Source organism: Curtobacterium sp. PhB115 (assembly GCF_003752025.1).
GTDB lineage: Bacteria > Actinomycetota > Actinomycetes > Actinomycetales > Microbacteriaceae > Curtobacterium.
In genome coordinates, this window is sequence record NZ_RJKR01000005.1 from 543,271 (window position 1) to 568,132 (window position 24,862).

The window sequence follows — 24,862 nt, forward strand, 5'->3', positions numbered from 1 at the left end:
CTTGCCCGCTACCAGTCGTGGACGGTGCCGTCGGCCAGGCGGTTGAACGGCAGGTAGGCCTGCTCGTAGGGGTACTTGCCGGCCTCGTCGACGTCGAGGCTGACCCCGAGGCCCGGCTCGTCACCGGGGTGCAGGTAGCCGTCGGTGAAGGTGAACGTCTGCCGGAACACCTGGTTCGTCTGCGGGCCGTGCTGCATGTACTCCTGGATGCCGAAGTTGTGGATCGCCATGCCGAGGTGCATCTGCGCCGCGAGGCCCACCGGCGAGATGTCGGTCGGCCCGTGGAACCCGGACTTGATCTGGTACATCGCGGCGTAGTCCATCGTCTTCTTCAGCGGGGAGATGCCGCCCATGTGCGTGACGGCGCCGCGGACGTAGTCGATGAGCTGGTCGCGGATGATGTCCTTGAAGTCCCAGATCGTGTTGAAGACCTCGCCGATCGCGAGCGGCGTCGTGGTGTGCTGCCGGACGAGCTTCAGTGCCTCCTGGTTCTCGGCGGGGGTGCAGTCCTCGAGCCAGAACAGGTCGTACGGCTCGAGCGACTTGCCGAGCTTCGCGGCCTGCAGCGGCGTCATCCGGTGGTGGCCGTCGTGCAGCAGCGGCAGTTCGGGTCCGAACTCGTTGCGGACGGCCTCGAACACGGTGGGGACGTGGCGCAGGTAGGCGCGGGTGTCCCAGTCCTCCATGGCGGGGAAGGCTCCGCGCTGGGCCGGTTCGAAGTCGTAGCGGACGCCGCTGTTGCCCTCGGTGGTCTTGTTCGACGCGATGCCGTAGATGCTCTCGAGGCCGGGGACGCCGGTCTGCACGCGGATCGAGCGGTAGCCCTCTTCCTGGTGCTCGCGGATCGAGTCGAACAGCTCGGGCAGCTCCTTGCCGGAGGCGTGCCCGTACGCCATGAGCCCGGTGCGGGATGCCCCGCCGAGCAGCTGGTAGAGCGGCATCCCGGCGACCTTGGCCTTGATGTCCCAGAGCGCCATGTCGACCGACGCGATCGCGGCCATCGTGACGGGACCGCGACGCCAGTACGACGAGCGGTACAGGAACTGCCAGGCATCCTCGATGCGGCTGGCGTCGCGGCCGATCAGCAGCGGGACGACGTGCTCGGACAGGTACGCGGCGACACCGAGCTCGCGGCCGTTCAGCGTCGCGTCGCCGAGGCCCGTGACACCGTCGGCCGTCGTGATCTTGAGCGTCACGAAGTTCCGGTTCGGGCTGGTGACGATGACCTCGGCACGCTCGATGAGCTGGCCGCGATCGGCCGACGCCCACGTGTCCGGACGCCCGGAGGTCGCCCCGGTCGCAGCGCCGGTGTCGGTGGCGCCCGGCACCGGTGCCGCGGGGTTCGTGGTCGTGTCGGTCATGCGTGGACTCCTTCGTCGGTGCTGGTGGTGGTGCGTGCGGCGGTGCCCGCCGCCCGGATGTCGTCGGCGGCCGCGATGATGGCGGCGACCACGGGGGTGGTGTCGAGGTCGGGGCCGATGACGCGCAGCACGTCGTGCACGTCGTGCACGTCGTGCACGTCCGAGTCTGCCCCGGGTGCTCCGTCGTCGTCCACGAGGTCCGGCTGCGTCGTGACGTGGAGCCACCACGCCGCGATCGCGGTCGCGGCGCCGGGCCCGATGCCGGCGGAGGGGTCCCGCTCGAGTCGGTGCCGCACGACGTCGACCACCCGGACGGGCAGCTTCTGCGACCCGCCGGAGGCGATCTGCCGCAGGGTGTGCCGGATGCGGGGGTTCGCGAACCGCTCGACCAGGGCGCCCCGGGCTTCCACGACCTCGGCAGCGGGCAACGGCAGTTCGAGGGCGGCTTCGTCCCACAGCTGCTCGACGGCGGCGCGGCACACCGGGTCGTCCATCGCCTCGGCGACGGTCTCGTGCCCGAGCAGCGGGCCGAGGTACGCGAGCAGCGAGTGCGACCCGTTCAGCAGCCAGAGCTTCCGTTGCTCGTACGGGGTGACGTCCTCGACGATGCGTACCCCGGCGGTCTCCCACGCGGGGCGGTCGATCCCGTCGAAGGCGTCCTCGAGCACCCACTCCGCGAAGGGCTCGGTGACGACGGGCACCCGGTCCCCGGCGAGGGCACCGGGCAACGCCGCGAGGTCCGCGACGTCGGCGTCGGTGGTGGCCGGCGTGATCCGGTCCACCATCGAGGACGGGAACGAGACGTGCTCCTCGATCCACGAGCGCAGGTCGGTGTCGGTGGCGGCACCGAGCACGGCCTCGCGGAGCACCGACCCGTTGTGCGTCAGGTTGTCCAAGCTGACCAGCGCGATGCGCCCAGCCCCGGCGGCACGCCGGGCGTCGAGCCCCGCGACCAACCGAGCTGGGACGTCGGAACCGGACCGGTAGCCCTGCTCGGTGACCGTCAGCGTGACGATGGTCGTTCCCGGGGACGCGACCACGTGCCTCCAGGCCGTGTCGTCGCTGCCCGGGTGGGCGGCCACGATCGTGTCGACCACCTCGGCGTCGTCGCCTGCTGCGCCACGCGTGATGAGCGTGTACCGGCAGTCCTGCGCGGCCAGCGCGTCCGCCGCCGCTGGCGACCGACCGGTGAAGGCGGTGATGCCCCACGGCTCCCCCGACGCGTGCGCCGTATACCAGGCGAGGTGGGCGCGCGCGAACGCGCCCACTCCCACATGGACGATGCCCGGTCGGCGATCGGTCATGCCGACACCGGCACGAGGGACCGCAGGTACGCCAGGTTGTCGGCGGTGCGGGCCTCGAGCGGCAGGTCGGTGGAGAAGTCCTCGATGGTGACCCAGCCGTCGTAGCCGACCTGGCGGAGCGCGTCGAGGTACTCGGAGACCGACGCCTGCCCGGTGCGCAGCGGCGCCCACTCGTTCTGCCAGATCGTGCTGCCGTCGGCGCGGGTGTCGCCGGTGTCGACCCAGCGGGCGTTCTTCACGTGGGCGTGCGCGAGGTACGGGCCGAGGAGCTCGAACGCGGCGAGGTGGTCCTCCTGCCCCTCGATGACCAGGTTGCCGAGGTCGTGGATGACGCCGATGTGCTCCGGGTCGAGGCCGTCGACGAGCCGCAGCGCTGCCGAGGCGGAGGGCGTGATCGTCATGTGGTGCAGCTCGACGAGCGCCTTGACGCCGAGCTCGGTGGCCCGGGTCACCGCCCACTCGAGGTCGGCGCGGGTGCGGTCGAAGATCTGCCCGTACGTCTCGCCGGTGCGTTCCTTCTCCTGCCGGTACATCGGCATCGAGACCCGGACCTGCCGGGCGCCGAGTTCGCTCGTGACCCGGAGCATCGTGTCGACGCCCTCGTGGTCCGACGCCTGCTGGTACCCGCCGATGCCGGAGTACTCGAGGCCGGCGCCGTCGGTGATCCGGGCGATCTCGCCGACCTGGTCCTGGATGCCGGTGAACTGCCACGTGGAGTTGTTGCCGGCCCAGAACGAGCGAGCAGCGGGGACGGTCTCGCCGGATGCCGGGCGGTCGTCGACGATGCGCCACTCGATGCCGTCCCAGCCCTGTTCGGCCAGGGTCTCGGCGGCTTCGGCAGGGGTCCAGTCGGGGGTGGAGGCGGTGAACACGGAGAACTTCATCGGGTGGCTCCTTCAGTTGCGGTGGCGGTGTCCGACGTTGTTGCGACGCCGACGACCGGCACCACCTCGTCGTACTTGCCCTCGATCACGTCGTCGATCCGGACGGGCTGCCCGAGCGTCGCGCTGACGTACAGCCCACGGACGGTGGCGAGCGACACGAGGGCTGCGTCGACGGTGACGCCTGGCTCACGGCCCTCGCGGATCGCGGCCACGATGTCGGTGTACTGCCGACCGTGCCCTGCGGCGAAGTGGTCGGGTTCGGCCGGACCGCCGACGACGTGCTCCGGCGGGACGACGTCGTCCTTCTGGTCGACGGCGCCCGCGACCGCCGAGGCGTTCGAGGTGGTCGACGCGGACTCGAGGGTCGCGGCGTCGGGTGCGATGTGGAAGTAGGCCAGGCGGTCGTCGTCGACGATCGCGGACCCGTGCGTGCCGTAGACGGCGTAGCGAGCGGAGAGCCCCGGGTACGCGGCGGTCGTGCAGTGGATGACGCCGAGGGCACCGCCGGCGAACCGGACGGTGGCGACGGCGGTGTCCTCGACCTCGATGCGGTCGTGCGCGAGCAGTCCGGTCTGGGCCGAGATCTCGACCGGACGGCCGAGCGCCCAGACGAGCAGGTCGACGGTGTGCACGCCCTGGTTCATCACGGCGCCACCGCCGTCGAGTGCCCAGGTGCCGCGCCAGTCGCCGGAGTCGTAGTAGCCCTGCGACCGGTACCAGGCGACGCTCGCGAGGCCCGAGGTCACGGTGCCGAACCCGCCGTCGTGGGCGGCTGCGGCGACGGCGGCCGAGGCCGGGTCGAAGCGGTGCTGGCTGATGACGCTCGTGACGAGTCCACGCTCGCGCGCCGATGCGGCGAGCGCCGCGATCTGCCGAGCCCTGGGCATCGTGGTGTCGAGCGGCTTCTCGATGACGACGTGCTTGCCGGCGGCCAGGGCGGCCTCGGCGAGCTGCACGTGCATGCCGGACGGCGAGCAGATCGCGACGACGTCGATGTCGGTCTGCGCGATCGCCTCCTCGATGGTCTCGGTGGTGATCGGGCGGTCGACGCCCATCGCCTCGACCTCGTCGGCGGCGCTCGTGGCGGCGGCGGGGATCGCGTCGACGAGGGCGACGACCTGCAGGTCCGGGTGGTGGACGGCGACCTTGGCGTGGTGGCGTCCGATGACGCCGGCGCCGACGACTGCCAACTTCAGTGGGGTGGTCATCGCAGGGTGACTCCGATCTGGTCGGTGAGGGTGCGGAGGGCACGGCCGGCGCGCCCGAAGGCCGCGGGGCCGGAGAACCCGCCGAGGGAGGTGAAGTCGCTGAGGTGCGGCTCGAGGGAGGCGTAGCCGGAGTACCCGGCGTCGCGGAGGGCGGTGAGGGTCTGGAGGAGTTCGCCGTCGCCCTCGCCCGCGGGGACCACCGACGAGTCGGCGGCCAGGGCGTCCTTGACCTGCAGGTAGTCGACGTAGGGCGCGAGCTGCGCCCAGCCGTCGGTGAACGGCTTGACGCCGCACTGCACGTAGTTCGCGTTGTCCCAGGCCAGTCGGAGCGCCTGGGACCCGACGCTCTCGACGATGTCGAGCACGCGCGAGGGGACGTCGCCGTAGATGTCCTTCTCGTTCTCGTGCAGCAGGGTCACGCCCTCGCGCTCGGCGAGGTCGGCGAGGGCGCGCATCCGGACGAGGACGTCGTCACGGACGTCCTCCGGCTGCCGGCCCTCGAAGTAGAACGAGAAGATCCGGATGTACTTCGTGCCGAGGGCGTGTGCGGCGCGGATCGCCCGGCCGAGCCGTTCGACCTCGTGCTCGACGGGCTCGTCGACGGAGACCTTGCCGATCGGCGAGGCGATGGCGGACACGGTCTGTCCGCGCTCCTCGAGCAGGCGGTGGAGGCCGGAGAGCTGGTCCTCGTCGAGGTCGACGACGTTCACGCCCCAGGCGCTGCGGACCTCGATGGCGCTCGCGCCGAGCGCCTGCAGGACCGCGACCTGGACGACGGGGTCCGAGTCGATCTCGTCGCCGAAACCGGAGAGTTCCCAACTGGGCTGGTCGGTCATGGTGTCCTTTCGTGTCGGACTGGAGGCGCGTGGCGGGGCCGCCACGGGCCTCCAGTCCGGTTCTTGGTTGCTTGCTACTTCACGGAACCGGCGGTCAGACCGCCGACCAGGTAGCGCTGGAAGATGAGGTAGAGCGCGACGACCGGTACGGCGCAGACGATCGAGGCGGCCATCATCTGGCCGTAGATCGGGACCGCACCGCCCTCCTGCGTGGTGCCGAGCACCTGCAGGACCACGGCCACCGTCCTGGTGTTCGGGGTCGTCATGATCGTGGAGAACAGGACGTCGTTCCAGCCGAGCAGGAAGGCGAAGATCGCGGAGACGACGATGCCGGGCCACGACAACGGCAGGACGATCTTCGTCAGGATCTTCGTGCTCGAGGCGCCGTCGATGCGCGCCGCTTCTTCGAGCTCCTTCGGCAGACCACGCAGGTAGGTGACCATCACCCACGTCGAGAACGGCAGGGCGAACGTCAGGTACGTGACGAACAGGCCCCAGCGGGTCCCGATGATCTGCACGCCCGTCGCGCTGGCGATGTTCGAGAAGACCACGAACACCGGCAGGAGCAGGAGCGTGCCCGGGATCGACTGCAGGGCGAGGAGCCCACGCAGGATGGTCAGGCGACCGAGGAACCGGAAGCGCACGAGGACGTACGCCGTCGACACCGCCAGGGCAGCACTGGCGACAGCGACCGCGCCGGCGGTGAGGATGCTGTTGACCAACCCCTCACCGAGCGCGACGGTCGACCAGATCTCGACGTAGTTCGACAGGGTGAACTCGGACGGGAAGTACTCGCCGCGGGCCACCGCGACGTCGGAGTTGACCGATCCGAACAGGATGTAGAGCACCGGGACGGCGATGAACGCGACGATGACGGCGATCACCACGATGAGCAGCCAACGCGGCAGCAGCCGGGTGACGTCGGTGTCGTACGGACGCTTGTGCCGGCGACCGGCGGGGGCCGTGATGCTCTCGGTGAGCGTCGCGGTGGGGCGGGTCCTGGTCGTGAACGTGCTCATGCGCGTGCTCCGTCGATGTCGGCGGCGGTCGGGGCGGCGGCGAGCGTGGCGCGGTCGGCGCGACGCTGCTTCCGGTTGGGGCCCGCGTCGTCACCGGTGTCGAGCTTGACGGCCCGCAGGTAGACGAACAGCGGGATGGCGACGATCACGAGGGAGCAGATCGCCATCGCCGCGGACAGTCCGAAGCGGAACGACTGGAAGCTCGCGATGTACGTCAGGACGGGCATCACCTCGACGCTCGAGGGCAACGGGATGCCGAAGAGCACGAACGGCAGGGTGAAGTTGTTGATGTTGTGCAGGATCGCGATGATGACCGCGAGGCTGAGGGGTCCGCGCAGGTACGGGAAGATGATGTAGCGCAGCTTCGCCCACCAGGTCACCCCGTCGAGTGCGGCGGCCTCGTGCACCTCGTTGTCCACGGCCTGCAGCCCGGCCAGGGACAGCAGGTAGACGAACGGCCAGCTCGTCCAGATCATCACGCCGGCCAGCGCCCAGTACGACGCGGAGCCGTTCAGCCAGAGCACGTCGGTGTGCAGGATCGAGTTCACGACGCCCTGCGGCTGCAGCATCGTGCGGAAGAACGTACCGACGACGAACGCGGGCAGCACGTAGGGGATCAGGTAGATCGAGCGGACGAGCCCGCGGCCCGGGAACCGGTTCTGGGTCGAGATCGCCGCGGCGACACCGATCGGGACGGTGACCGCGGTGACGAGCACCGACAGCGAGACCGAGATCCAGATCGAGTGCAGCAGCGGCGAGTTCGTGAAGGCCTCGACGAAGTTCGCGAACCCGATGAACGGGGCGCTGAACCACTGCCGGAGCGTGTACTGGTCCAGGTCGAGCATCGCGATGTAGAAGCCCACCAGGAGCGGCACAACGATGACGGCGAGCATGAGGACGCCGCCGGGCAGGAGCATCCAGAGCGGACGCTCCTTCTTGTAGAGCGGGGTCTTGCCGGCCGGTCGGACGGTCTGCGGCGCCGGCTGGCGCGGACCGGTCTGCGGCTTGGTCTGCGTGCTGGTCATCACAGACCTCCGTTCTTCTGACGGTTCAGGGTGGCTTGGGCGTCCTTCTGGGCGTCCTGCAGGCGCTTCCGGAGCTGGTCGTCGGTCACCTCGCCGGACTTGAGCGACGGGATCGACTGGACGACCACGTCGACGAGGGCGAGCTGGATGTCGGACCACGCGCCCGTGAACGCCGTCGGCTTCGACAGGCGGCCGGCGTCGATGATCGGCTTGAGCTGCGGGTTGTCGGCCGCGAGCTTCGCGGCCGCGTCGGCGTTGGTCGGCAGGTTGCCGAACAGGTCGTAGTACTCGAGCTGGGCCTTCGGCGCGCTGAGCTGCTTGATGAAGTCGAACGACAGGTCCTGCTTCGTGCCGTAGTCGGCCACGACCCAGTTGTCGCCGGACAGGATGCTCGCGGCCTCGATGCCGTCGGCCGGCCGTTCACTCGCACCCGGCGGGACCGTTGGGAGCAGTGCGAACTCGTACTCGCCGTCGACCTTGGTGTCCTTGAACGAGTTGATCGCGGTCGTGGTGGTCATCGGGAAGAAGGCGGCCTTGCCCTCGGTGAACTGCGCGAGCGCCTGGGCGTTGTTCCACCCGATCGCCGCCTTGTCGACGACGCCGTCCTTCGTGACCCAGTCGAAGTAGGTGCGGTAGGCCTGCTCGACGGCGTCGCTGTCGATCTCGGCCTTGCCGTCGTCGGAGACGATCGTGTTGCCGGCGTTCTGCGCCATGCCCCAGACGAACTTCCACGGGTCGAAGCCGTCGGCGTACGCGACGGCCAAGCCGTGCCGGCCGTCCGTGGTCGTCGCCTTCGCGTCCGCGGTGAGCTCGTCCCACGTGGTCGGCATGTCGGTGATGCCGGCCTTCGCGAGCAGGTCCTTGTTCACCGCCATGACGAACGGGCGGCTGGCGAACGGGATGCCGATCTGCTTCGAGGCACTCGGACCCGAGATGCCGAACGACGCCGGGTCGAACTGGTCCTTGCCGCCGATGGCCTTCCACTGCTTGCTGCCCATCTCGACGAAGGCGCCGGTGGCGTACGCGGTCGGGGTGAAGGTGGTGCCGATGGCGTAGACGTCGGGGCCCTGGCCGGAGATCACGCTGGTCTGGATCGCGGTCAGTTCCTCTTGCGCGGAGGAGTAGGTCTCCCACTGGATGTCCGCGCCGGTGGTGCGCTTGAACTCGGCAGCGGTGTCCTGCTGCCACTGCTTGCGCTCCTTGGGGTACGTGGTGTCCGCGCCCATCATCACGCGGAGGGTGTTCGGGTCGTCGCCGCTGCCGTTCACGACGGCGCAGCCCTGCAGGGAGAGTGCGGCGAGGGCGACCACCGCGACGGCACCGACGAGGGTGCGGGACTTCACTCGTGTTCTCGTGCTGCGCGTTGCCGCGCTTCGCGTCTTCATCCGGGGGTTTCCTCCTCGAGACCTCCTCCGGGCGGCACTGCCCGGTGGCACCACTGTTCCGCGGGTGGCAACATGCGGCAACCGGTTGCCACTTGTTGCCAGACGCGAATACGGTCGGCCTCGTGAGTGAGACAGACACGGACGTCGGCAGTGCGGCCGACACGGACGTCGGCAGTGCCGCTGGTGACGGCGCGGCCGGCGGTGCTGCTGGTGGTGGCGCGGCTGGCGGCGGCGCGGTCGGCAGTGCCGCTGGTGGCGGCGGCGGCTTCGGCGGCGCTCGGCGCGTGACCATCCGGGACATCGCCGACGCGACCGGCGTCGCGCCGTCCACCGTGTCCCGTGCCCTGTCCCTGCCGGACCGCGTGAACCACAGCACCCAGGAGCGCATCCAACGAGCCGCCCGCGAGCTCGGCTACGTCGCCAACTCCCAGGCCCGTGCACTGACCTCCGGCCGCACCCGGGCCGTCGCCGTGCTCGTCTCCGACATCACGAACCCGTTCTACTTCGACGTGATCCGCGGCACGCAGCACCAGCTCGCCGGCGCCGGGTGGACGCAGCTGCTCGTCGACACCGAGGAGTCCGCCGACGCCGAGATGGCGACGCTCAGTGCCATCGGCGCGAAGGCCGACGGCGTGGTGCTCACCGCCTCGCGCCTGTCCGACGCGCAGATCGCCCGGTTCGCGGAACGCATCCCGCTCGTCGTCGTCAACCGCCGGCCCGCCGGGGTGCCCTCGGTGCTCATCGACACCCCGGGCGGGGTCGAGCAGGCCGTGCAGCACCTCGTCTCCTTGGGCCACCGCGACGTGCTCTACGTCGCCGGTCCGGACAGCTCGTGGTCGAACGAGCGTCGGTGGAAGGCGCTCGTGCGGGTCGCGAAGCGCCTCGGGGTCCGCGTCGCCCGCATCGGCCCGCACGCGCCCTTCGTCGACTCCGGAGCCGCGGCCGCCGACGCCGCCGTGCACGCCGGGGCCACCGCCTGCATCGCCTTCAACGACCTGATCGCCATCGGCATGCTCGCGCGGCTGCGGGAGCGGGGCGTCCGCGTCCCCGAGGACATGAGCATCGTCGGCTGCGACGACATCTTCGGTGCCGACTTCTGCAACCCACCGCTCACCACGATGACCTCGCCGATCGAGCGCGCCGGCCGCGTCGCGATCCGGATGCTGCTCGGCCGCCTCGGTGCGATCCCCGCCGACGAGTTGCCCGGCGAGCACATGACCGGCGCCGTCGCGCTGCCCACCCACCTGACCGTCCGGGAGTCGACGGGCCCCGCTCCCGCCTGACCGGTCCTGACCCGCCGACGTCCCCTGTCCCCGCTGTCCCGCCGTCCCGCCGTCCCGCCGTCCCGCCGTCCCGCCGTCCCGCTGTCCCCGCTGTCCCCGCTGTCCCCGAAGGAGTCGATGATGACCCAGACCACGACCGCCACCCGCCTCGCCCCGCACCCCGATCGTCTGCTCCCCGCGGACCCCGGTGCGCGCCAGGTCGCACGGACCGTCTACGACGCAGTCAAGGACGCACCGATCATCTCCCCGCACGGGCACGTCGACGCAGCCCTCATCGCTTCGGACCAGCCGTTCAGCGACCCCGCGTCCCTGCTCATCACGCCGGACCACTACGTGCTCCGCCTGCTGCACGCGAACGGGGTGGACCTGGCCGCGCTGGGACGCGCGGACCTGTCGGGGACCCACGCCGCGCCTCCCGGTCGCGCCATCTGGCGGAACCTGGCGGACCACTGGGACGACTTCCTCGGCACCCCCGTCCGCTACTGGTTCGAGACCGAGCTGCACGACGTCTTCGGGCTGACGGAGCAGCCGTCGGCGGCGAACGCCGACGCCCAGTACGACCACATCGCCGGCCTGCTCGCCTCCCCCGCCTTCCGTCCGCGTGCCCTGTTCGACACCTTCGGCATCGAGGTCCTCGCCACCACCGACGGCCCCGCCGACGACCTCGCCGCGCACGCGCAGCTCGCCGCCGACCCCACGTTCACCGGCCGGGTGGTCCCCACCTTCCGCGCGGACGCCGTGTTCGACCCGTCCCGGCCGGACTGGAGGCCCGTGGTCGCGTCCATCGGACAGGCATCCGGCATCGACACGGGGACCCACGCCGGGCTGTTGGCAGCACTCCGCGCACGTCGCCAGTACTTCATCGAGCACGGCGCGACCGCCACGGACACGGGAGTGCTCGATGCTGGCTCGTCGCCGTTGTCCGCCACGTCGCGCGAGCGTATCCACGCCGAGGCGCTCCGCGACCCGTCTTCCGTCTCCGAGGCGGACGCCGCCGCGTACCGGCACGACATGCTCTACCGCTGGGCCGAGATGAGCGTCGAGGACGGCCTCGTCATGCAACTGCACCCCGGCGTGATACGGAACCACCACGCACCGACGCTCGAACGCTTCGGCCCGGACACCGGCCACGACCTGCCCGCCGTCGGGTCCTTCACCACGCCGCTGCAGCCGCTGCTCGAGTCGTTCGGGACCGCACCCGGCTTCCACCTCGTGCTGTTCACCGTCGACGAGACCGTGTTCTCGCGGGAGATCGGCCCACTCGCCGGCTTCTACCCCGCCGTGTACGCCGGAGCGCCGTGGTGGTTCATCGACACCCCGGCGGCGATCGGGCGCTACCGCTCCGCCATCACCGACTCGGCGTCGTTCACGAAGACCTCCGGGTTCATCGACGACACCCGGGCGTACTGCTCCATCCCCGCGCGGCACGACATGGCCCGTCGGGCGGATGCTGCCTACCTGGCGTCGCTCGTCGTCACGCACGAGCTCTCCGAGGAGGACGCCGTCCGCACGGCGAAGCGCATCGTGTCCGACATCCCGCGGGCGACGTTCAAGTTGTAGGGGCGCGGGCGGGCGGGCCGGCGCCGGGCGGGCGGGCGGCGGGCGGCGGGCGGCGGGCGGCGGGCGGCGGGCGGCGGGGCGCCAGGCGGGCGCAGTGTGCGAGGTTCCGCGCCTGGTGCGAGGCTCGCGGGCTCGCACGCTCCGCGGAACCTCGCACCGTCAGGGTGGCGGGCGGGTGCCGGGCGGGTGCGCGGTGCCGAGGGGTGCCGGGCGGGCGGCCGGCCGCAGTGTGCGAGGTTCCGCGCCTGGTGCGAGGCTCGCGGCGTCGCACCGCGCGCGGAACCTCGCACGGTCCGGGCGGTGACCTCGCACCGTGCGGGCGGTGACCTCGCACCGTGCGCACGGTGACCTCCCACGGTGCGGGCGGTGACCTCGCACCGTGCGCACGGTGACCTCCCACGGTGCGGGCGGTGACCTCGCACCGTGCGCACGGTGACCTCGCACCGTGCGAGGTCAGCGCGCGAGAGCCGCGCGGGCCTCGCGGACGCGATCCAGTGCGCTGCGGATCTCCGACTCGGCGACGGCAGGGTCGCCGGACCACCGGCACTCGAGCGACACCGAGCCCCGGTAGCCGCCGTCGTGCACCGCGACGAGGAACTCGCGCCAGACCTCGTCGACGCTGCCCGGTGGTCGCCGGTCCGGGTCGCTGAGGTGCACGTGTCCGATGCGGTCGCCGTGACTGCGGAGGACCTCGAACGACTCGCCCTCGTTCCGGATGTGGAACAGGTCGGCGACGACGCGCACCCCGTCGAGCTCGGCGGCGTCGAGGAACGCGATGGTCTCGGCGACGGTGTTGAGCACGTTCGTCTCGGCACGGCTCAGCGGCTCGACGACGATCCGCAGGTCGTTCGCGGCTGCTACGTCCCGAGCGGTCCGGACCACCTCGGCGAAGCGTCGGAGGGCTTCGTCGGTGCCCATGCCCTCGGGTGCGCGCCGCGCGGTTCCCGAGCCGAAGACGATCGTCGCGTCGGGTTCGGCGACCGACCGGACGATGGGCAGGACCGATTCGAAGAAGCTCCGGACGGTGTCGAATTCCGTCGTCAGCAACGGCAGGTCGCCCGGCACCAGGATCGCGAAGGACGGGAACCGCGCTCCGGCGTAGACCTCGTTGCGTGTCCATTCCGTTCCGTCTCGGAGGACGAGGTTCCCCGCGATCGTCGGTTCGACGTGGTCGGCACCTGCGCGGCGGACGGCTTCGGTCAGCTCTGCTCCGGCGACGACGCCGAGTCCCCTGGACGACATGCGGTCAATGCAACTCGTCCGGCTCGGGCTCGGCTGCTGTTGCCACTCGTTGCCAGAACCGTCAGGTCACCGACACCAATGGGCGCAACGCGGCGGCGATGTCCGGTACGGCGTCGAGCTCGCCCTCCGCGATCGCGATGATGAAGTCGTGGGCTTCGTCGTTGGTCGCGTGCAACCGGCGACCGTTCACGCCGAGGAAGACCACCAGCAACATGAGTCCGAGGCGCTTGTTGCCATCGATGAGCGCGCGGTTGCGGACTACTGAGTGCACCAACGCGGCGGCCTTTTCGAGCAACGACAGGTAAGCGTCCCGACCACCGACTGACGTTGCCGGCCGGGCAACTGCTGCTTCGAGGAGCCCGACGTCGCGGACCACGAAATCGTCACCCAAGGTCCGGCTCGCGATGTGCAGTGCCTCTTCGATCGTGAGGTGGATCATCGGCCGAGGCGTTCAAGGGCCTCGGCGAACTGCGGCAACTCCCGGTCGAGGATCCCGTCGATGAGGTCCTGACGGCTGTGGTGCTCGATGTACTCACGGATGGCTGCCCGTGCGATGTCCTGCATGGACCGAGCCTCGAGGTCGGCGCGCTTGCGGAGCGCGGCCGCCTCGGCGTCTTCGAGTCGGAGGGTCATTGCCATGCAGAAAATGGTATCAGGCGTGATACCAGCCGGGTCGAGGAGTCGCATCAGGGCTGCCAACCGGGAGTGACGAGGCCGGTCTCGTAGGCGAAGACCACGAGCTGTGCGCGGTCGCGGGCGCCGAGCTTGATCATCGAGCGGGAGACGTGGGTCTTCGCGGTGAGTGGGCTGACGAAGAGGCGTTCGGCGATCTCGGTGTTCGTCAGTCCGACCGCGACGAGCTGCATCACCTCGCGCTCGCGGTCGGTGAGGACGCCGAGCTCCGGCGCGAGGGCCGAGGGCTTGGCGTGGGTGGCGTACGCCTCGACCAGGGAGCGGGTTGCCCGCGGTGAGAGCAGGGAGTCCCCCGCGACGACGGTCCGGACCGCTCGGAGGAGCTCGGCGGGCTCGGTGTCCTTCACGAGGAAGCCGGCCGCCCCGGAGCGGATCGCCTCGAACACGTAGTCGTCCTGCTCGAAGGTCGTGAGGATGACGACGTGCACGCCGTCGAGGTCCACGTCGGCGCTGATCTGCCGTGTCGCGGAGATCCCGTCGGTGCCGGGCATCCGGATGTCCATGAGCACGACGTCGGGCCGGAGACTGCGGGTGAGCCGGACCGCAGCATCACCGTCACCCGCCTCGCCCACGACGGTCATGCCCGGCTCGGCGTCGACGAGGGCACGCAGACCGGCACGGACCAGGACCTGGTCGTCGACGAGCAGGACGGTGATCGCGGTCATGCCGTGCTGCCTTCCGGGGCGATCTCGGTGGTCTCGGTGGTCTCGGTGGTCTCGGTGGTCTCGGTCGAACCGTCGGTGGCGACCGGCAGCCGTGCGGTGACCCGCCACCCTCCGTCCGTCGTCGGCCCCGCGGTCAGGTCGCCCCCGACCGCGGCGGCACGTTCCCGCATCCCGATGATCCCGTTGCCGGTGGCACCGAGCCCGACGGACCCGTCAGCTCCGTCGGGAGTCCGCTGTGGCGAGCCGGCCACCCGGTGGTCCTCGACGAGGAGCTCGACGACGTCCGCCCCGACCGTGACCAGGATCCGCGCGTGGTGGCCCGGGGCGTGCTTCATGACGTTCGTGACGGACTCCTGGACGATCCGGAACGCGCTGCGGCCGCTGGTGCCGAGGACGCTCGACGGATCACCGCGGACCTCGAGGTCGATGGGGACGCCGGCCGCCCGCGCACGCTCGACGAGGTCCGGCACCCGCTCGAGCCCGGGGACGGGGCTGCGGTCGGGCTCCCCTGCTCCGCTCACCCCGCCGTCGACCGAACGCAGCACGCCGAGGATGGTCCGGAGCTCGACGAGGGCCTCACGACTGGAGTCGCGGATGTTCGTCAGGGCATCGCGGGTCTGGTCGGGGAGCTCCGCGCCGAGGTGCAGCGCCACGCCCGCCTGCAGGCTGATGAGCGACATGCTGTGGGCGACCGAGTCGTGGAGCTCGCGGGCGATGCGGACTCGTTCCTCGCCCGCACGACGCCGTTCGGCCTCGGCTCGCGCACGGCGACGCTCGGCGACCCGTTCGATCCGTACACGCACGAGTTCGGCGACCGCGATCGTCACGGTCAGCCACGCCACGCAGAGCAGCACCGCACCGAGGTCGAGCGCCGGCGATCGACCGAGGACGACGTCGGCCGTGGGGAGCACCGCGACCGCCACCACCGCGGCGACCGCAACGGTCCGGCGGTGGCCCCGGAGCCACGCGTTCGCGATCGCCATGGTCAGCGCCGCGACGAAGGGGCCGCGTGGGCTGACCACGATCACGTACCCGACGGTCGTCGCGAGGGTGACGAGGAGCACCGAGCGCGGCCACCGCCAGCGCCACGGCAGGACCACGATGCCGGCCACGAGCAAGGTGATCGCCAGCGGGCCGAGCACGACCGGATCGACGGCGCCGACAGCCGCGTGGCGCGCCCACGGTGGACCGCCCGAACCGCCCGAACTGCCCGGACCGCCGAACGCGAACCGGGATGCCACGAGCGTGCCGACGATCTGCAGGAACGCGACCGGCACGACCCGTCCGAACCGCGCGAACCGCGGACGCCCCTGCCACCGGGCAGCAGCCCGGTCGAGGTCGTCGCTGCGCGGTGCCGTCGTCATGGGTCGAGCCTAGGGTCGGCCGTCCTCACGGGCATCGGCCGGACGACGAGCTGTGGACTACTCCTCCGGGAGTACCTGTCTGTGGAGGAGAACCCGGTCTACGACCGCGGGAGGAGACGGAAGTGCGGCTCGGAGGCGGACGCGTGACGGGCCTCCAGGCCGAACGATTGGAACGTCGCGACAGCGACACCGAAACCGATCTCTGGAGGTCCCCATGTTCACGACCATCACGGCAACCGCATTCACCTCGGCGGCGGCGTACGGGCCGCACTGGCAGGGCGGCGGGTTCCCGTTCTTCCTGTTCCCAGCGTTCTTCTTCTTCGCGTTCCTCGTCGTGTTCGTGGTGTTCGGCGTGCTCCGCCGGGGAAGCTGGCGCGCCCGTTCGGACGCTCGCGGTGTGCTCGCCGACCGGTTCGCACGAGGCGACATCGATGCCGAGGAGTACCGCGCACGACTCTCCGAGCTCAGCCGGAAGTGACCGACAGTGCGGCGAGGATGGTCGTCACCGTGTCGTCGACCGAACCGTCGATCGACACGTCGACGGCGGCCTCGTCGGGCTGCGGGCGCTCCAGGGTCGCGAACTGGGAGTCCAGCAGCGAACTCGGCATGTACTCGTGGTGTCGGTGCGCCTGCCGGTCCGCGATGAGGTCGTGGGACCCGTCGAGGAACGCGATGACCAGGTCGGGTGCTGACGCCCGGAGCCGATCGCGGTAGACGCGCTTCAGGGCCGAGTTCGCCATCACGCAGCGGCTCCCGGAGGCCTCGACCGCGGCGATCCGTTCGGCGCACGCGTCGAGCCACGGCCAGCGGTCGTCGTCCGTGAGCGGGATGCCCTGCCGCATCTTCTCCTTGTTCGCGGCCGGGTGCAGGTCGTCGGCATCGACGAAGACCGTGGGCTGGCCCTGGTCGGCGAGCGCATCGGCCAACGCCTGCCCGATCGTGGACTTGCCGGAGCCGGAGACGCCCATCACGAGCACGGGCGGGAGGACAGCGGGGTCGGTCATCCCTCCACAGTATTGAGGCGGTGAACAGTCATCCCCAGTTGCCGTAACACCCGTGCGGTGCCAGGGGCGGACTCGTAGGTTGGTCCCAGACGTCAGGACAAAGGAGACTTTCGTGGCAGACAGCACTGGTCAGGCGAACATCGGGGTGATCGGCCTCGCGGTGATGGGGTCGAACCTCGCACGCAACCTCGCTTCGCGTGAGGGCAACACGGTCGCGGTCTACAACCGCACGTACGCCCGCACCGAGGAGCTGCTCAAGGAGCACGGCGACGCCGGGTTCATCGCGTCCGAGGACATCGACGGCTTCGTCGCCTCCCTGTCGAAGCCGCGCACGGCGATCATCATGGTGCAGGCAGGCAAGGGCACCGACGCCGTGATCTCGCAGCTCGCCGAGAAGTTCGAAGAGGGCGACATCATCGTCGACGGCGGCAACGCCAACTTCCACGACACCATCCGGCGCGAGCACGACCTGCGCGAGAAGGGCCTCAACTTCGTCGGCACCGGCATCTCCGGTGGTGAAGAGGGCGCGCTCAAGGGCCCGTCGATCATGCCCGGCGGCTCGAAGGAGGCCTGGGAGACCCTCGGACCGATCCTCAAGTCGATCGCCGCGGTGGCCGAGGGTGAACCCTGCGTGACCCACATCGGCACCGACGGCGCCGGACACTTCGTGAAGATGGTGCACAACGGCATCGAGTACGCCGACATGCAGCTCATCGCCGAGTCCTACGACCTGCTCCGTCGCGTCGGCGGGCTCTCGGTCGAGGACCTCGTCGCGGTGTTCCAGGAGTGGAACGGCGGCGACCTCGAGTCCTACCTGATCGAGATCACGGTCGAGGTCCTGAAGCAGCAGGACGCCGACTCGGGCAAGCCGCTCGTCGACGTCATCCGCGACGAGGCGGGCTCCAAGGGCACCGGCGTGTGGACCGTGCAGAACGCGGTCGGTCTCGGCATCCCGGTCTCCGGCATCGGTGAGGCGGTGTTCGCCCGTGCGGTGTCGTCGAAGCCGTCGCAGCGTGCAGCCGTCCAGAAGTCGATCACGAACCGTCCGTCCATCGTCGAGGTGCCGGACACCTTCGCCGACGACGTCCGCGCGGCGCTCTACGCGTCGAAGGTCGTCGCGTACGCGCAGGGCTTCGACCTGATCATCGCCGGGGCGAAGGAGTACGGCTGGGACATCAACCTCGGCAACGTCGCGAAGATCTGGCGTGGGGGCTGCATCATCCGCGCCCAGTTCCTCAACCGCATCGTCGAGGCGTACGACAAGAACCCGAAGCTCGAGTCGCTGCTCGTCGACCCGTACTTCGCGAACGCCGTGGCCGAGGGCGAAGCCGCATGGCGTCGCATCGTCGGCATCGCGGCGGCGTCGGGCGTGCCCGCACCGGGCTTCTCGTCCGCGCTGTCGTACTTCGATTCGCTCGCGTCCGAGCGGCTGCCCGCGTCGCTCATCCAGGGGCAGCGCGACTTCTTCGGTGCGCACACCTACCAGCGCATCGACAAGGACGGCACCTTCCACACCCTGTGGTCCGACGACGACCGCCGCGAGGTCGAGCAGGAGCCGTCGACCCACTGACCGCGGCACGACCGCACCCTCGAAGGGCTCCGCCGATCGGCGGGGCCCTTCTCACGACCGAACGAGCGCGCACGTGGCGTCGCTACGAGGTCCGCCAGCGCGTGGCGCTACGGCCAGCGCGCCGCGCTACCGCCGGGCGCGCCCGCGCGTCGCGTCACGCCGCTCAGGCGACGATGCGCTCCCGCGCCAGGTCTGCGACGAGCCGCTCGAGCCGCGGACCCCGCCCGAGGAGCCTCCGGGCGCCCGGTGCCGTCCGCACGAAGAACGTCGCCACCGCGGGGGTGTCGTCCGGCCGCACGTAGTGGATCGCGATCGCACACGCGGCACGAGCACGCCCCTCGGACGACTGCCGGTGCGTGTCGTCGAGGCCGACGTGCACGACACGGCTCCACCGGACCACGAGCAGTCGGGTGGCCCGACGATCGTCGAGTTCCCACAGGGACGCCTCGGTCGCACCGAACGCCCACGTCACGCGGGCACCGAGGGCGACCTCTGGTCGGAGTTCCTCGACGGCGCTGCGGAGTTCCGGGGTCGGCGCCGCGGGGACGAGCCACACCGTGGGGTCGATGCGACGGATCGCGAGGGCGAGGGCCTCGTCCGCGTGGCGACGCCGGGCCGCTGCGGCTCGGACGACCGCGACCACGATGATCGCGACGCCCAGACCGATCGCGGCGAACTCGACGATTCCGTACCAGGACAGGTCGGCGTCGGGAGCCGTGGACACCACGACGATGCGCGCCGTGAGGAGGACCGCCCAGAACCCGACGATCACCCAGCGCAGCGTGGAGAGTCGGCGAGCGGCCGACATCGGCGTGCGGTGGTGGGTGCGGCGGGCGCGGCCGAAGCGCGGAACACGATCGGGACGCCTCAGCACACCCCGATCCTCGCACGTCGCGATCGGCAGGTGCTGGCCGGTGACGATGAATGCTCGTGGAAGCGCTCTGGACGTGCCCGCGGCGTTCTGCGCCGCAACATGCACAGCCCGCGCGCGGCACCCGAGACCTAGGCTCAGGCGGTGACCTCCCAACCGACCGTCGAACCGGCCGTCGAACAGCCAGCCGAGCCGACCTCCACGCGCCGTTGGGCGATGTTCGCGGCGTGCGTCGGGCTGGTGGCAGCGGCGGCGTTCCTCGGTGTCGCCGAGTTCGGCGCGCTGCTCCTCGGCGGCGCCGGGAGTCCGTTGGTCGCCGTCGGCTCGGCCGTCATCGACCTGGCACCGGGCGGCGCGAAGGACCTCATGGTCGCCCTGTTCGGCACCGGCGACAAGGTCGCGCTGTTCGTGCTCATGACCGTGATCGTCGCGGCCGTCAGCGCGGGGGCCGGCATCCTCGAACGGGCACGCCCGCCCTTCGGCGCCGTCGTCTTCGCGGTCGGTGGCGTGCTCGCCCTCATCGCCGTCAGCACCCGCTCGGGCAGCGGCACGTTCGACGGTGCGCCGACGGTCTTCGGTGTCGCTGCCGCCGTGATCGTCCTCCGACTGCTGCTCCGGCGGCTCCGCCGGTGGGAGGCCGCCGAGGCCGTCCCGTCCGCTGCACCGCGACCCGCCTCGGCGGAGCGCCGCGCGTTCCTGGCCTGGGGTGTCGCGACCGCAGCGGTCGCCGTCGTGGTGGGCACTGCCTCCAGGCTGGGGTCGTCCGCGATGCAGGCGGCCGCTGCTGCCAGACGAGCCGTCCGCCTGCCGGCTGCGGCGACCGCAGCTCCGGCGGTGCCGGCCGGGGCGTCGCTCGACGTCGACGGCATCACCCCCTACGTCACGCCGAACGCGGACTTCTACCGGATCGACACCGCGCTGCGCGTCCCCGCGGTCGACCCCGCCGACTGGTCGCTGCGGATCCACGGCGCTGTCGAGAACGAGGTCACGCTGACGTGGGACGAGCTGCTCGCGCTGCCGCTCGAGGAGCACATGGCCACGCTGAGCTGTGTGTCGAACGAGGTCGGCGGCGACCTGATCGGCAACGCCCTCTGGCTCGGATACCCGATCCGAGAGCTCCTCGCCCGCGCGAAGCCGACCGGCGACGCCGACATGGTGCTGTCCACGAGCGTCGACGGGTTCTCCGCCGGCACCCCGCTCGACGTCCTGCAGGACGACGGCACCGCAGCACTGCTGGCCGTCGGCATGAACGGGGAGCCGCTACCGGCGGAGCACGGGTTCCCGGTGCGGATGGTCGTGCCCGGGCTGTTCGGGTACGTCTCCGCGACGAAGTGGGTCACGGAGCTCGAGGTCACCCGCTTCTCCGACGCCGAGGGGTACTGGACGCCTCGGGGCTGGTCGGAGCGCGGGCCCGTGAAGCTCGAGTCGCGCATCGACACCCCGCGGAACGGCTCCTCCGTGACGGTCGGCAAGGCCGTGGCGATCGCCGGCGTCGCGTGGCAGCCGCACACCGGCGTGAAGGCCGTGCAGGTCCGGGTCGGCAACGGCGACTGGCAGCAGGCGGAACTCGCGGACTCCGTGTCCGCGGACACCTGGCGGCAGTGGGTGCTGCGGTGGACGCCGACCGAGGGTTCGCACCGCATCGAGGTGCGCGCGGTCAGCGCCGACGGCGAGGTCCAGACGAGTGTCGAGCGGCCGCCCGCGCCGAACGGTGCGTCGGGCTGGCACTCGGTGACGGTCGACGCACGCTGAGGGAGCGGGAGGGACGGCGCGGGGCGGCGCAGGGCGGCGCGATCGCGCCCGGTGGTCCCGCGAGCGGTCGCTCGCGAGAGGTCACGACACGCCGCGTGCGCGGCGCCGAAGTCGCACGAAGCGTCGGTTTGCGAGCGCTGAACCGACAGGTCGTGCGACCTCGGCGGACGTGAGCGGCGTGTCGCGCGACCTCGGCTGGTCGACGCGGTCGGCCTGGAGGCGCGGGGCACGCCCGCCTCGGGCCTCGCGAGCGGTCAGGACACGCCGCGTGCGCGGCGCCGAAGTCGCACAAAGCGTCGGTTTGCGAGCGCTGAACCGACAGGTCGTGCGACCTCGGCGGACGTGAGCGGCGTGTCGCGCTACCTCGGCGAACGTGAGCGCCGGCGCGCAGCGCCCGCCGTCGCGGCTCAGGCCGGCAGCGTCGCGACGACGCAGGTGCCGTCGACATCGGCATCGTGCTCGACCACGGCGGAGAACCCGGCCGCAGCGAACGCCGCCGCCGACATCTCTGACTGCGCCTCGGAGACCTCGATCACGACCGCACCCCCGGGACGGAGCCACTCCCCCGCGCCCGCTGCGATGCGACGGTGCAGGTCGAGACCGTCCTGCCCTCCGTCGAGCGCGACGCGGTGTTCGTGGTCACGCGCCTCGACCGGCATCGTCGCGATCGACGCCGTGGGCACGTACGGCGCGTTCACCGCGATGACGTCGACGACGCCTCGGAAGCGATCGGGCAGCGGCGCGAACAGGTCCCCGGCCACGACGATCCCGCGGTCGCCGATGTTCTCGGCGGCGACGTCGACGGCATCCGGGTCGATGTCCGCGGCGACGAGGTCGAGCGCGCCGACACGACCGAGCAGTCCGACCGAGATCGCTCCGGCGCCGCAGCACAGGTCGACGACGCGGTCGTAGCGGTGCAACCGTCGGGCCGCCTGTTCGACGACGACGGTGGTGCGGGCGCGCGGCACGAACACGCCGGGGGTCACCCGGATGCGGTGTCCGTCGAAGGCCGCCCAACCGAGGACGTACTCGAGGGGTTCGCCGCCGAGCCGACGCTGCACCAGGGTGCGGAGCCGGACGGGTTCACCGGCCCCCGCTTCGAGCAGGAGGTCGGCCTCGTCCTCGGCGAAGACGCTCCCCGCGGCCCGGAGCCGAGCCGCGAGGGCGTCACGCGCGGGGTGGGTCAAGCGGCGCCGTCGAACATCGACGTGACGGAACCGTCGTCGAAGACCTCGTGGATGGCGCGGGCCAGGAGCGGGGCGATCGGCAGGATCTCGAGACGGTCCCAGCGCTTCTCGACCGGCACGGGCAGGGTGTCGGTGACGACGACGCGGTCGATGAACTCGCTCTGCAGCAGCTCGGTGGCCGGGTCGGAGAAGACGGCGTGGGTCGCGGCGACGACGACGCCGATCGCACCGGCTTCCTTCAGCGCCTCGGCTGCCTTGGCGATCGTGCGCCCGGTGTCGATCAGGTCGTCGACGAGCAAGCACCACCGGCCGGAGACGTCACCGACGATCTCGTGCACCGTGACCTGGTTCGGGACCAGCGGGTCGCGGCGCTTGTGGATGATCGCGAGCGGCGCACCGAGCTTCTCGGACCAGATGTCAGCGACGCGGACGCGGCCCATGTCCGGCGAGACGACCGTCAGGATCGACGGGTCGAGGATCGCCTTGAAGTGCTCGAGCAGCACCGGCATGGCGAAGAGGTGGTCGACCGGGCCGTCGAAGAAGCCCTGGATCTGCGCGGCGTGGAGGTCGACGCTCATGATCCGGTGCGCGCCAGCGGCCTTGAACAGGTCGGCGACGAGGCGGGCCGAGATCGGCTCGCGGCCGCGGCCCTTCTTGTCCTGACGGGCGTAGGGGTAGAACGGCGCGACGACGGTGATGCGCTTGGCCGACGCGCGCTTGAGGGCGTCGACGATGATGAGCTGCTCCATGAGCCACTCGTTGATCGGCGCCGTGTGCGACTGGATGACGAAGGCGTCGCACCCGCGGACCGACTCGTCGAAGCGGACGTACAGCTCACCGTTCGCGAAGGTCCGGGCATCGGTGGGGACCAGGTCGACGCCGAGTTCCTCTGCGATCTCGGCCGAGAGCGCCGGGTGTGCTCGCCCCGAGACGAGGACGAGTCGTTTCTGGCCGGTTGTCTTGATTCCGGACAAGTGCGGTGCTCACTCCCTGACCCCGCGTGGGGTCGATGTCGACGACCGGAGTCGCCAGGATCTATTCGCCGTTCGCGTGCCGAGCAGCCTCGGCCGCCGGAGTACCGGGTCGGTGTTCCTCGACCCATCCGTCGGTGTTGCGCTGTGGGGCGTAGCTGATCGCGAGCGATCCGGCTGGGACGTCCTTGCGGACGGTCGTCCCGGCACCCGTGTACGCGCCGTCACCAATCCTAACCGGGGCGACGAAGACGTTGTGCGAGCCTGTCCGAACGTGGGACCCGACCTCGGTGCGGTGCTTCGCCACGCCGTCGTAGTTCGCGGTGATCGTGTTGGCCCCGATGTTCGAGTCCTCGCCCACCTCGGCGTCACCGATGTACGACAGGTGCGGCACCTTGCTGCCCCGGCCGATCTTGGCGTTCTTGGTCTCGACGAAGGTGCCGATCTTGCCGTTGTCGCCGAGGATCGTGCCCGGTCGCAGGTAGGCGAACGGTCCGACCGACGCCCCGTCGCCGATGACCGCGAGCGTCGCGTCGACCCGGTTCACGGTGGCGCTGGCCCCGACCTCGGTGTCGCGCAGCGTCGTGTCCGGCCCGACCACGGCACCCCCGGCGATGGCGGTGGCACCGAGGAGCTGTGTGCCGGGGAGGATCTCGGCGTCGGGCTCGATCGTGACGTCGAGGTCGATCCACGTGGTCGCCGGGTCCTGCACGGTCACACCGGCGAGCTGGTGCCGTCGGACGATGCGGGCGTTGAGCACACGGGCCGCGTCGGAGAGCTGCGCACGGTCGTTGATGCCGGCGACGAGCCACGGGTCGGTGAGGGTGACGACGTCGATGATGCCGCCGCGGTCCGCGATGAGCGTCGGGGCGTCGGTGATGTACTTCTCGCCCTGCGCGTTCGCGGTGGTCAGCGACGGCAGCACGGCACGCAGGTGTGCGACGTCGAACGCGTAGATGCCGGCGTTGGTCTCGGTGATGGTGAGCTGCTCGGCCGTCGCGTCCTTGTGCTCGACGACCCCCACGAACGCACCGGAGCCGTCGCGCACGACACGACCGAGCCCGGTGGGGTCCGGCGCGATGGCACTGACGAGCGTGACGGCGTTCGCGGCCCCGACGTGCGCGTCGACGAGGGTGCGGAGCGACGCGGCGTCGAGGAGCGGGACGTCGCCGGAGAGCACCACGACTGAGCCGTCGAAGTCCGAGGGCAGGGCGGCGACGGCGACCTCCACCGCACGACCGGTGCCGGGCACGTCGTCCTGGTCGACCACGATGGCGTCGGCTGCACGCTCGGTGATCTCGGCCGCGACCAGGTCCCGCTCGTGCCGCACGACGACGGCGACGTGCTCGGGTGCGAGCGACTCTGCCGTGCGCAGGACGTGCGCGATGAGGGGCAGCCCGGCGAGCCGGTGGAGCACCTTGGGCGTGGAGGACTTCATGCGCGTGCCCTGCCCGGCGGCGAGGACGACGACGGCGATCCGCTGGTCGGTCATGCACCCATCCTGGCGCACGCGCGCCGGCGAGGCGGGCCGAACCACGGCCCTGTGCGGAACCGTGCGCACAACCGCAGCCTGTGGACGAGCGTGCACCGGGCCTCCTGGCCGGCGTCAGCCGAGGTCCGCTGCGACACCCGCCCCGCAGTGCGAGACGCCGCTGAGACTCGACTTCGTCGTCGCTGC

23 protein-coding genes are annotated in these 24,862 nt (G+C 71.0%); 5 read left to right on the plus strand and 18 right to left on the minus strand.

Going from position 1 to position 24,862, the window contains the following annotated elements; all coding sequences use genetic code 11:
• Positions 1-8: 8 nt before the first annotated feature.
• The 8 genes from manD to EDF19_RS02820 all read right to left on the minus strand — a co-directional run bounded on the left by manD (position 9) and on the right by EDF19_RS02820 (position 8,980).
• On the minus strand, positions 9-1,361 hold the full coding sequence (gene manD / locus EDF19_RS02785) for a D-mannonate dehydratase ManD (protein ID WP_260216871.1): 1,353 nt from the start codon (positions 1,359-1,361) through the stop codon (positions 9-11).
• Positions 1,358-2,665 (minus strand): mannitol dehydrogenase family protein, encoded by a 1,308-nt coding sequence (locus tag EDF19_RS02790; protein WP_123679391.1) that lies wholly within the window; start codon positions 2,663-2,665, stop codon positions 1,358-1,360. Before EDF19_RS02790 ends, manD begins: the two co-directional genes overlap by 4 nt.
• Positions 2,662-3,549 (minus strand): sugar phosphate isomerase/epimerase, encoded by an 888-nt coding sequence (locus tag EDF19_RS02795; protein WP_123679392.1) that lies wholly within the window; start codon positions 3,547-3,549, stop codon positions 2,662-2,664. The genes EDF19_RS02790 and EDF19_RS02795 overlap by 4 nt, the downstream gene beginning before the upstream one ends.
• On the minus strand, positions 3,546-4,757 hold the full coding sequence (locus EDF19_RS02800; protein WP_123679393.1) for a Gfo/Idh/MocA family protein: 1,212 nt from the start codon (positions 4,755-4,757) through the stop codon (positions 3,546-3,548). The genes EDF19_RS02795 and EDF19_RS02800 overlap by 4 nt, the downstream gene beginning before the upstream one ends.
• On the minus strand, positions 4,754-5,593 hold the full coding sequence (locus tag EDF19_RS02805) for a sugar phosphate isomerase/epimerase (RefSeq protein ID WP_123679394.1): 840 nt from the start codon (positions 5,591-5,593) through the stop codon (positions 4,754-4,756). Before EDF19_RS02805 ends, EDF19_RS02800 begins: the two co-directional genes overlap by 4 nt.
• A gap of 74 nt (positions 5,594-5,667) precedes the next feature.
• The gene (locus EDF19_RS02810) at positions 5,668-6,612 is read right to left on the minus strand and encodes a carbohydrate ABC transporter permease (RefSeq protein ID WP_123679395.1); all 945 of its coding nucleotides are present in this window, start codon (positions 6,610-6,612) and stop codon (positions 5,668-5,670) included.
• A complete protein-coding gene (locus tag EDF19_RS02815) occupies positions 6,609-7,637 on the minus strand; it encodes a carbohydrate ABC transporter permease (protein WP_123679396.1) in 1,029 nt (342 codons plus the stop codon). The genes EDF19_RS02810 and EDF19_RS02815 overlap by 4 nt, the downstream gene beginning before the upstream one ends.
• Positions 7,637-8,980: an ABC transporter substrate-binding protein gene (locus tag EDF19_RS02820; protein WP_260216872.1), complete on the minus strand. Its 1,344-nt coding sequence runs from the start codon at positions 8,978-8,980 to the stop codon at positions 7,637-7,639. The genes EDF19_RS02815 and EDF19_RS02820 overlap by 1 nt, the downstream gene beginning before the upstream one ends.
• A gap of 326 nt (positions 8,981-9,306) precedes the next feature.
• Between EDF19_RS02820 and EDF19_RS02825 the strand changes: the two genes are divergently transcribed.
• A complete protein-coding gene (locus EDF19_RS02825; RefSeq protein WP_123679903.1) occupies positions 9,307-10,305 on the plus strand; it encodes a LacI family DNA-binding transcriptional regulator in 999 nt (332 codons plus the stop codon).
• Positions 10,306-10,425: 120 nt separating this feature from the next.
• A complete protein-coding gene (gene uxaC / locus EDF19_RS02830; RefSeq protein ID WP_123679397.1) occupies positions 10,426-11,865 on the plus strand; it encodes a glucuronate isomerase in 1,440 nt (479 codons plus the stop codon).
• Positions 11,866-12,318: 453 nt separating this feature from the next.
• Here the strand turns inward: uxaC and EDF19_RS02835 are convergent, their stop codons facing one another.
• The 5 genes from EDF19_RS02835 to EDF19_RS02855 form a co-directional block, all read right to left on the minus strand.
• The gene (locus EDF19_RS02835) at positions 12,319-13,107 is read right to left on the minus strand and encodes a sugar phosphate isomerase/epimerase (RefSeq protein ID WP_123679398.1); all 789 of its coding nucleotides are present in this window, start codon (positions 13,105-13,107) and stop codon (positions 12,319-12,321) included.
• A gap of 61 nt (positions 13,108-13,168) precedes the next feature.
• Positions 13,169-13,546, minus strand: coding sequence for a type II toxin-antitoxin system death-on-curing family toxin (locus EDF19_RS02840; RefSeq protein WP_123679399.1), 378 nt, complete (start codon positions 13,544-13,546; stop codon positions 13,169-13,171).
• Positions 13,543-13,746, minus strand: coding sequence for a ribbon-helix-helix protein, CopG family (locus tag EDF19_RS02845; protein WP_185022638.1), 204 nt, complete (start codon positions 13,744-13,746; stop codon positions 13,543-13,545). The genes EDF19_RS02840 and EDF19_RS02845 overlap by 4 nt, the downstream gene beginning before the upstream one ends.
• A 47-nt stretch (positions 13,747-13,793) precedes the next feature.
• On the minus strand, positions 13,794-14,465 hold the full coding sequence (locus tag EDF19_RS02850) for a response regulator transcription factor (RefSeq protein ID WP_123679401.1): 672 nt from the start codon (positions 14,463-14,465) through the stop codon (positions 13,794-13,796).
• Positions 14,462-15,829 (minus strand): sensor histidine kinase, encoded by a 1,368-nt coding sequence (locus tag EDF19_RS02855; protein ID WP_123679402.1) that lies wholly within the window; start codon positions 15,827-15,829, stop codon positions 14,462-14,464. The genes EDF19_RS02850 and EDF19_RS02855 overlap by 4 nt, the downstream gene beginning before the upstream one ends.
• A gap of 214 nt (positions 15,830-16,043) precedes the next feature.
• Here EDF19_RS02855 and EDF19_RS02860 point away from each other — a divergent pair, with 214 nt between their 5' ends.
• Positions 16,044-16,307 carry a hypothetical protein gene (locus tag EDF19_RS02860; RefSeq protein WP_123679403.1) on the plus strand — a complete coding sequence of 88 codons (264 nt, stop codon included), beginning with the start codon at positions 16,044-16,046 and terminating at the stop codon, positions 16,305-16,307.
• On the opposite strand, the gene EDF19_RS02865 is transcribed toward EDF19_RS02860, so the two are convergent.
• Positions 16,294-16,833 (minus strand): gluconokinase, encoded by a 540-nt coding sequence (locus EDF19_RS02865; protein WP_123679404.1) that lies wholly within the window; start codon positions 16,831-16,833, stop codon positions 16,294-16,296. The two genes, EDF19_RS02860 and EDF19_RS02865, sit on opposite strands and share 14 nt — an antisense overlap.
• A gap of 112 nt (positions 16,834-16,945) precedes the next feature.
• Between EDF19_RS02865 and gndA the strand changes: the two genes are divergently transcribed.
• Complete coding sequence (gene gndA, locus EDF19_RS02870) at positions 16,946-18,403, plus strand: NADP-dependent phosphogluconate dehydrogenase (RefSeq protein WP_123679405.1); 1,458 nt, start codon at positions 16,946-16,948, stop codon at positions 18,401-18,403.
• 163 nt (positions 18,404-18,566) lie between these two features.
• On the opposite strand, the gene EDF19_RS02875 is transcribed toward gndA, so the two are convergent.
• A complete protein-coding gene (locus EDF19_RS02875) occupies positions 18,567-19,211 on the minus strand; it encodes a hypothetical protein (RefSeq protein WP_148071014.1) in 645 nt (214 codons plus the stop codon).
• Between the two features lie 207 nt (positions 19,212-19,418).
• On the opposite strand from EDF19_RS02875, the gene EDF19_RS02880 reads away from it, so the two are divergent.
• Positions 19,419-21,026: a molybdopterin-dependent oxidoreductase gene (locus EDF19_RS02880; protein ID WP_395859395.1), complete on the plus strand. Its 1,608-nt coding sequence runs from the start codon at positions 19,419-19,421 to the stop codon at positions 21,024-21,026.
• Between the two features lie 407 nt (positions 21,027-21,433).
• Here EDF19_RS02880 and EDF19_RS02885 read toward each other — a convergent pair whose 3' ends face one another.
• The 3 genes from EDF19_RS02885 to glmU form a co-directional block, all read right to left on the minus strand.
• Positions 21,434-22,213: a putative protein N(5)-glutamine methyltransferase gene (locus EDF19_RS02885; RefSeq protein ID WP_123679407.1), complete on the minus strand. Its 780-nt coding sequence runs from the start codon at positions 22,211-22,213 to the stop codon at positions 21,434-21,436.
• Entirely contained in the window at positions 22,210-23,187 is a 978-nt protein-coding gene (locus EDF19_RS02890) for a ribose-phosphate diphosphokinase (protein ID WP_123679408.1), read from the minus strand. Before EDF19_RS02890 ends, EDF19_RS02885 begins: the two co-directional genes overlap by 4 nt.
• A gap of 61 nt (positions 23,188-23,248) precedes the next feature.
• Complete coding sequence (gene glmU / locus EDF19_RS02895) at positions 23,249-24,676, minus strand: bifunctional UDP-N-acetylglucosamine diphosphorylase/glucosamine-1-phosphate N-acetyltransferase GlmU (protein WP_123679409.1); 1,428 nt, start codon at positions 24,674-24,676, stop codon at positions 23,249-23,251.
• Between the last annotated feature and the right edge of the window lie 186 nt (positions 24,677-24,862).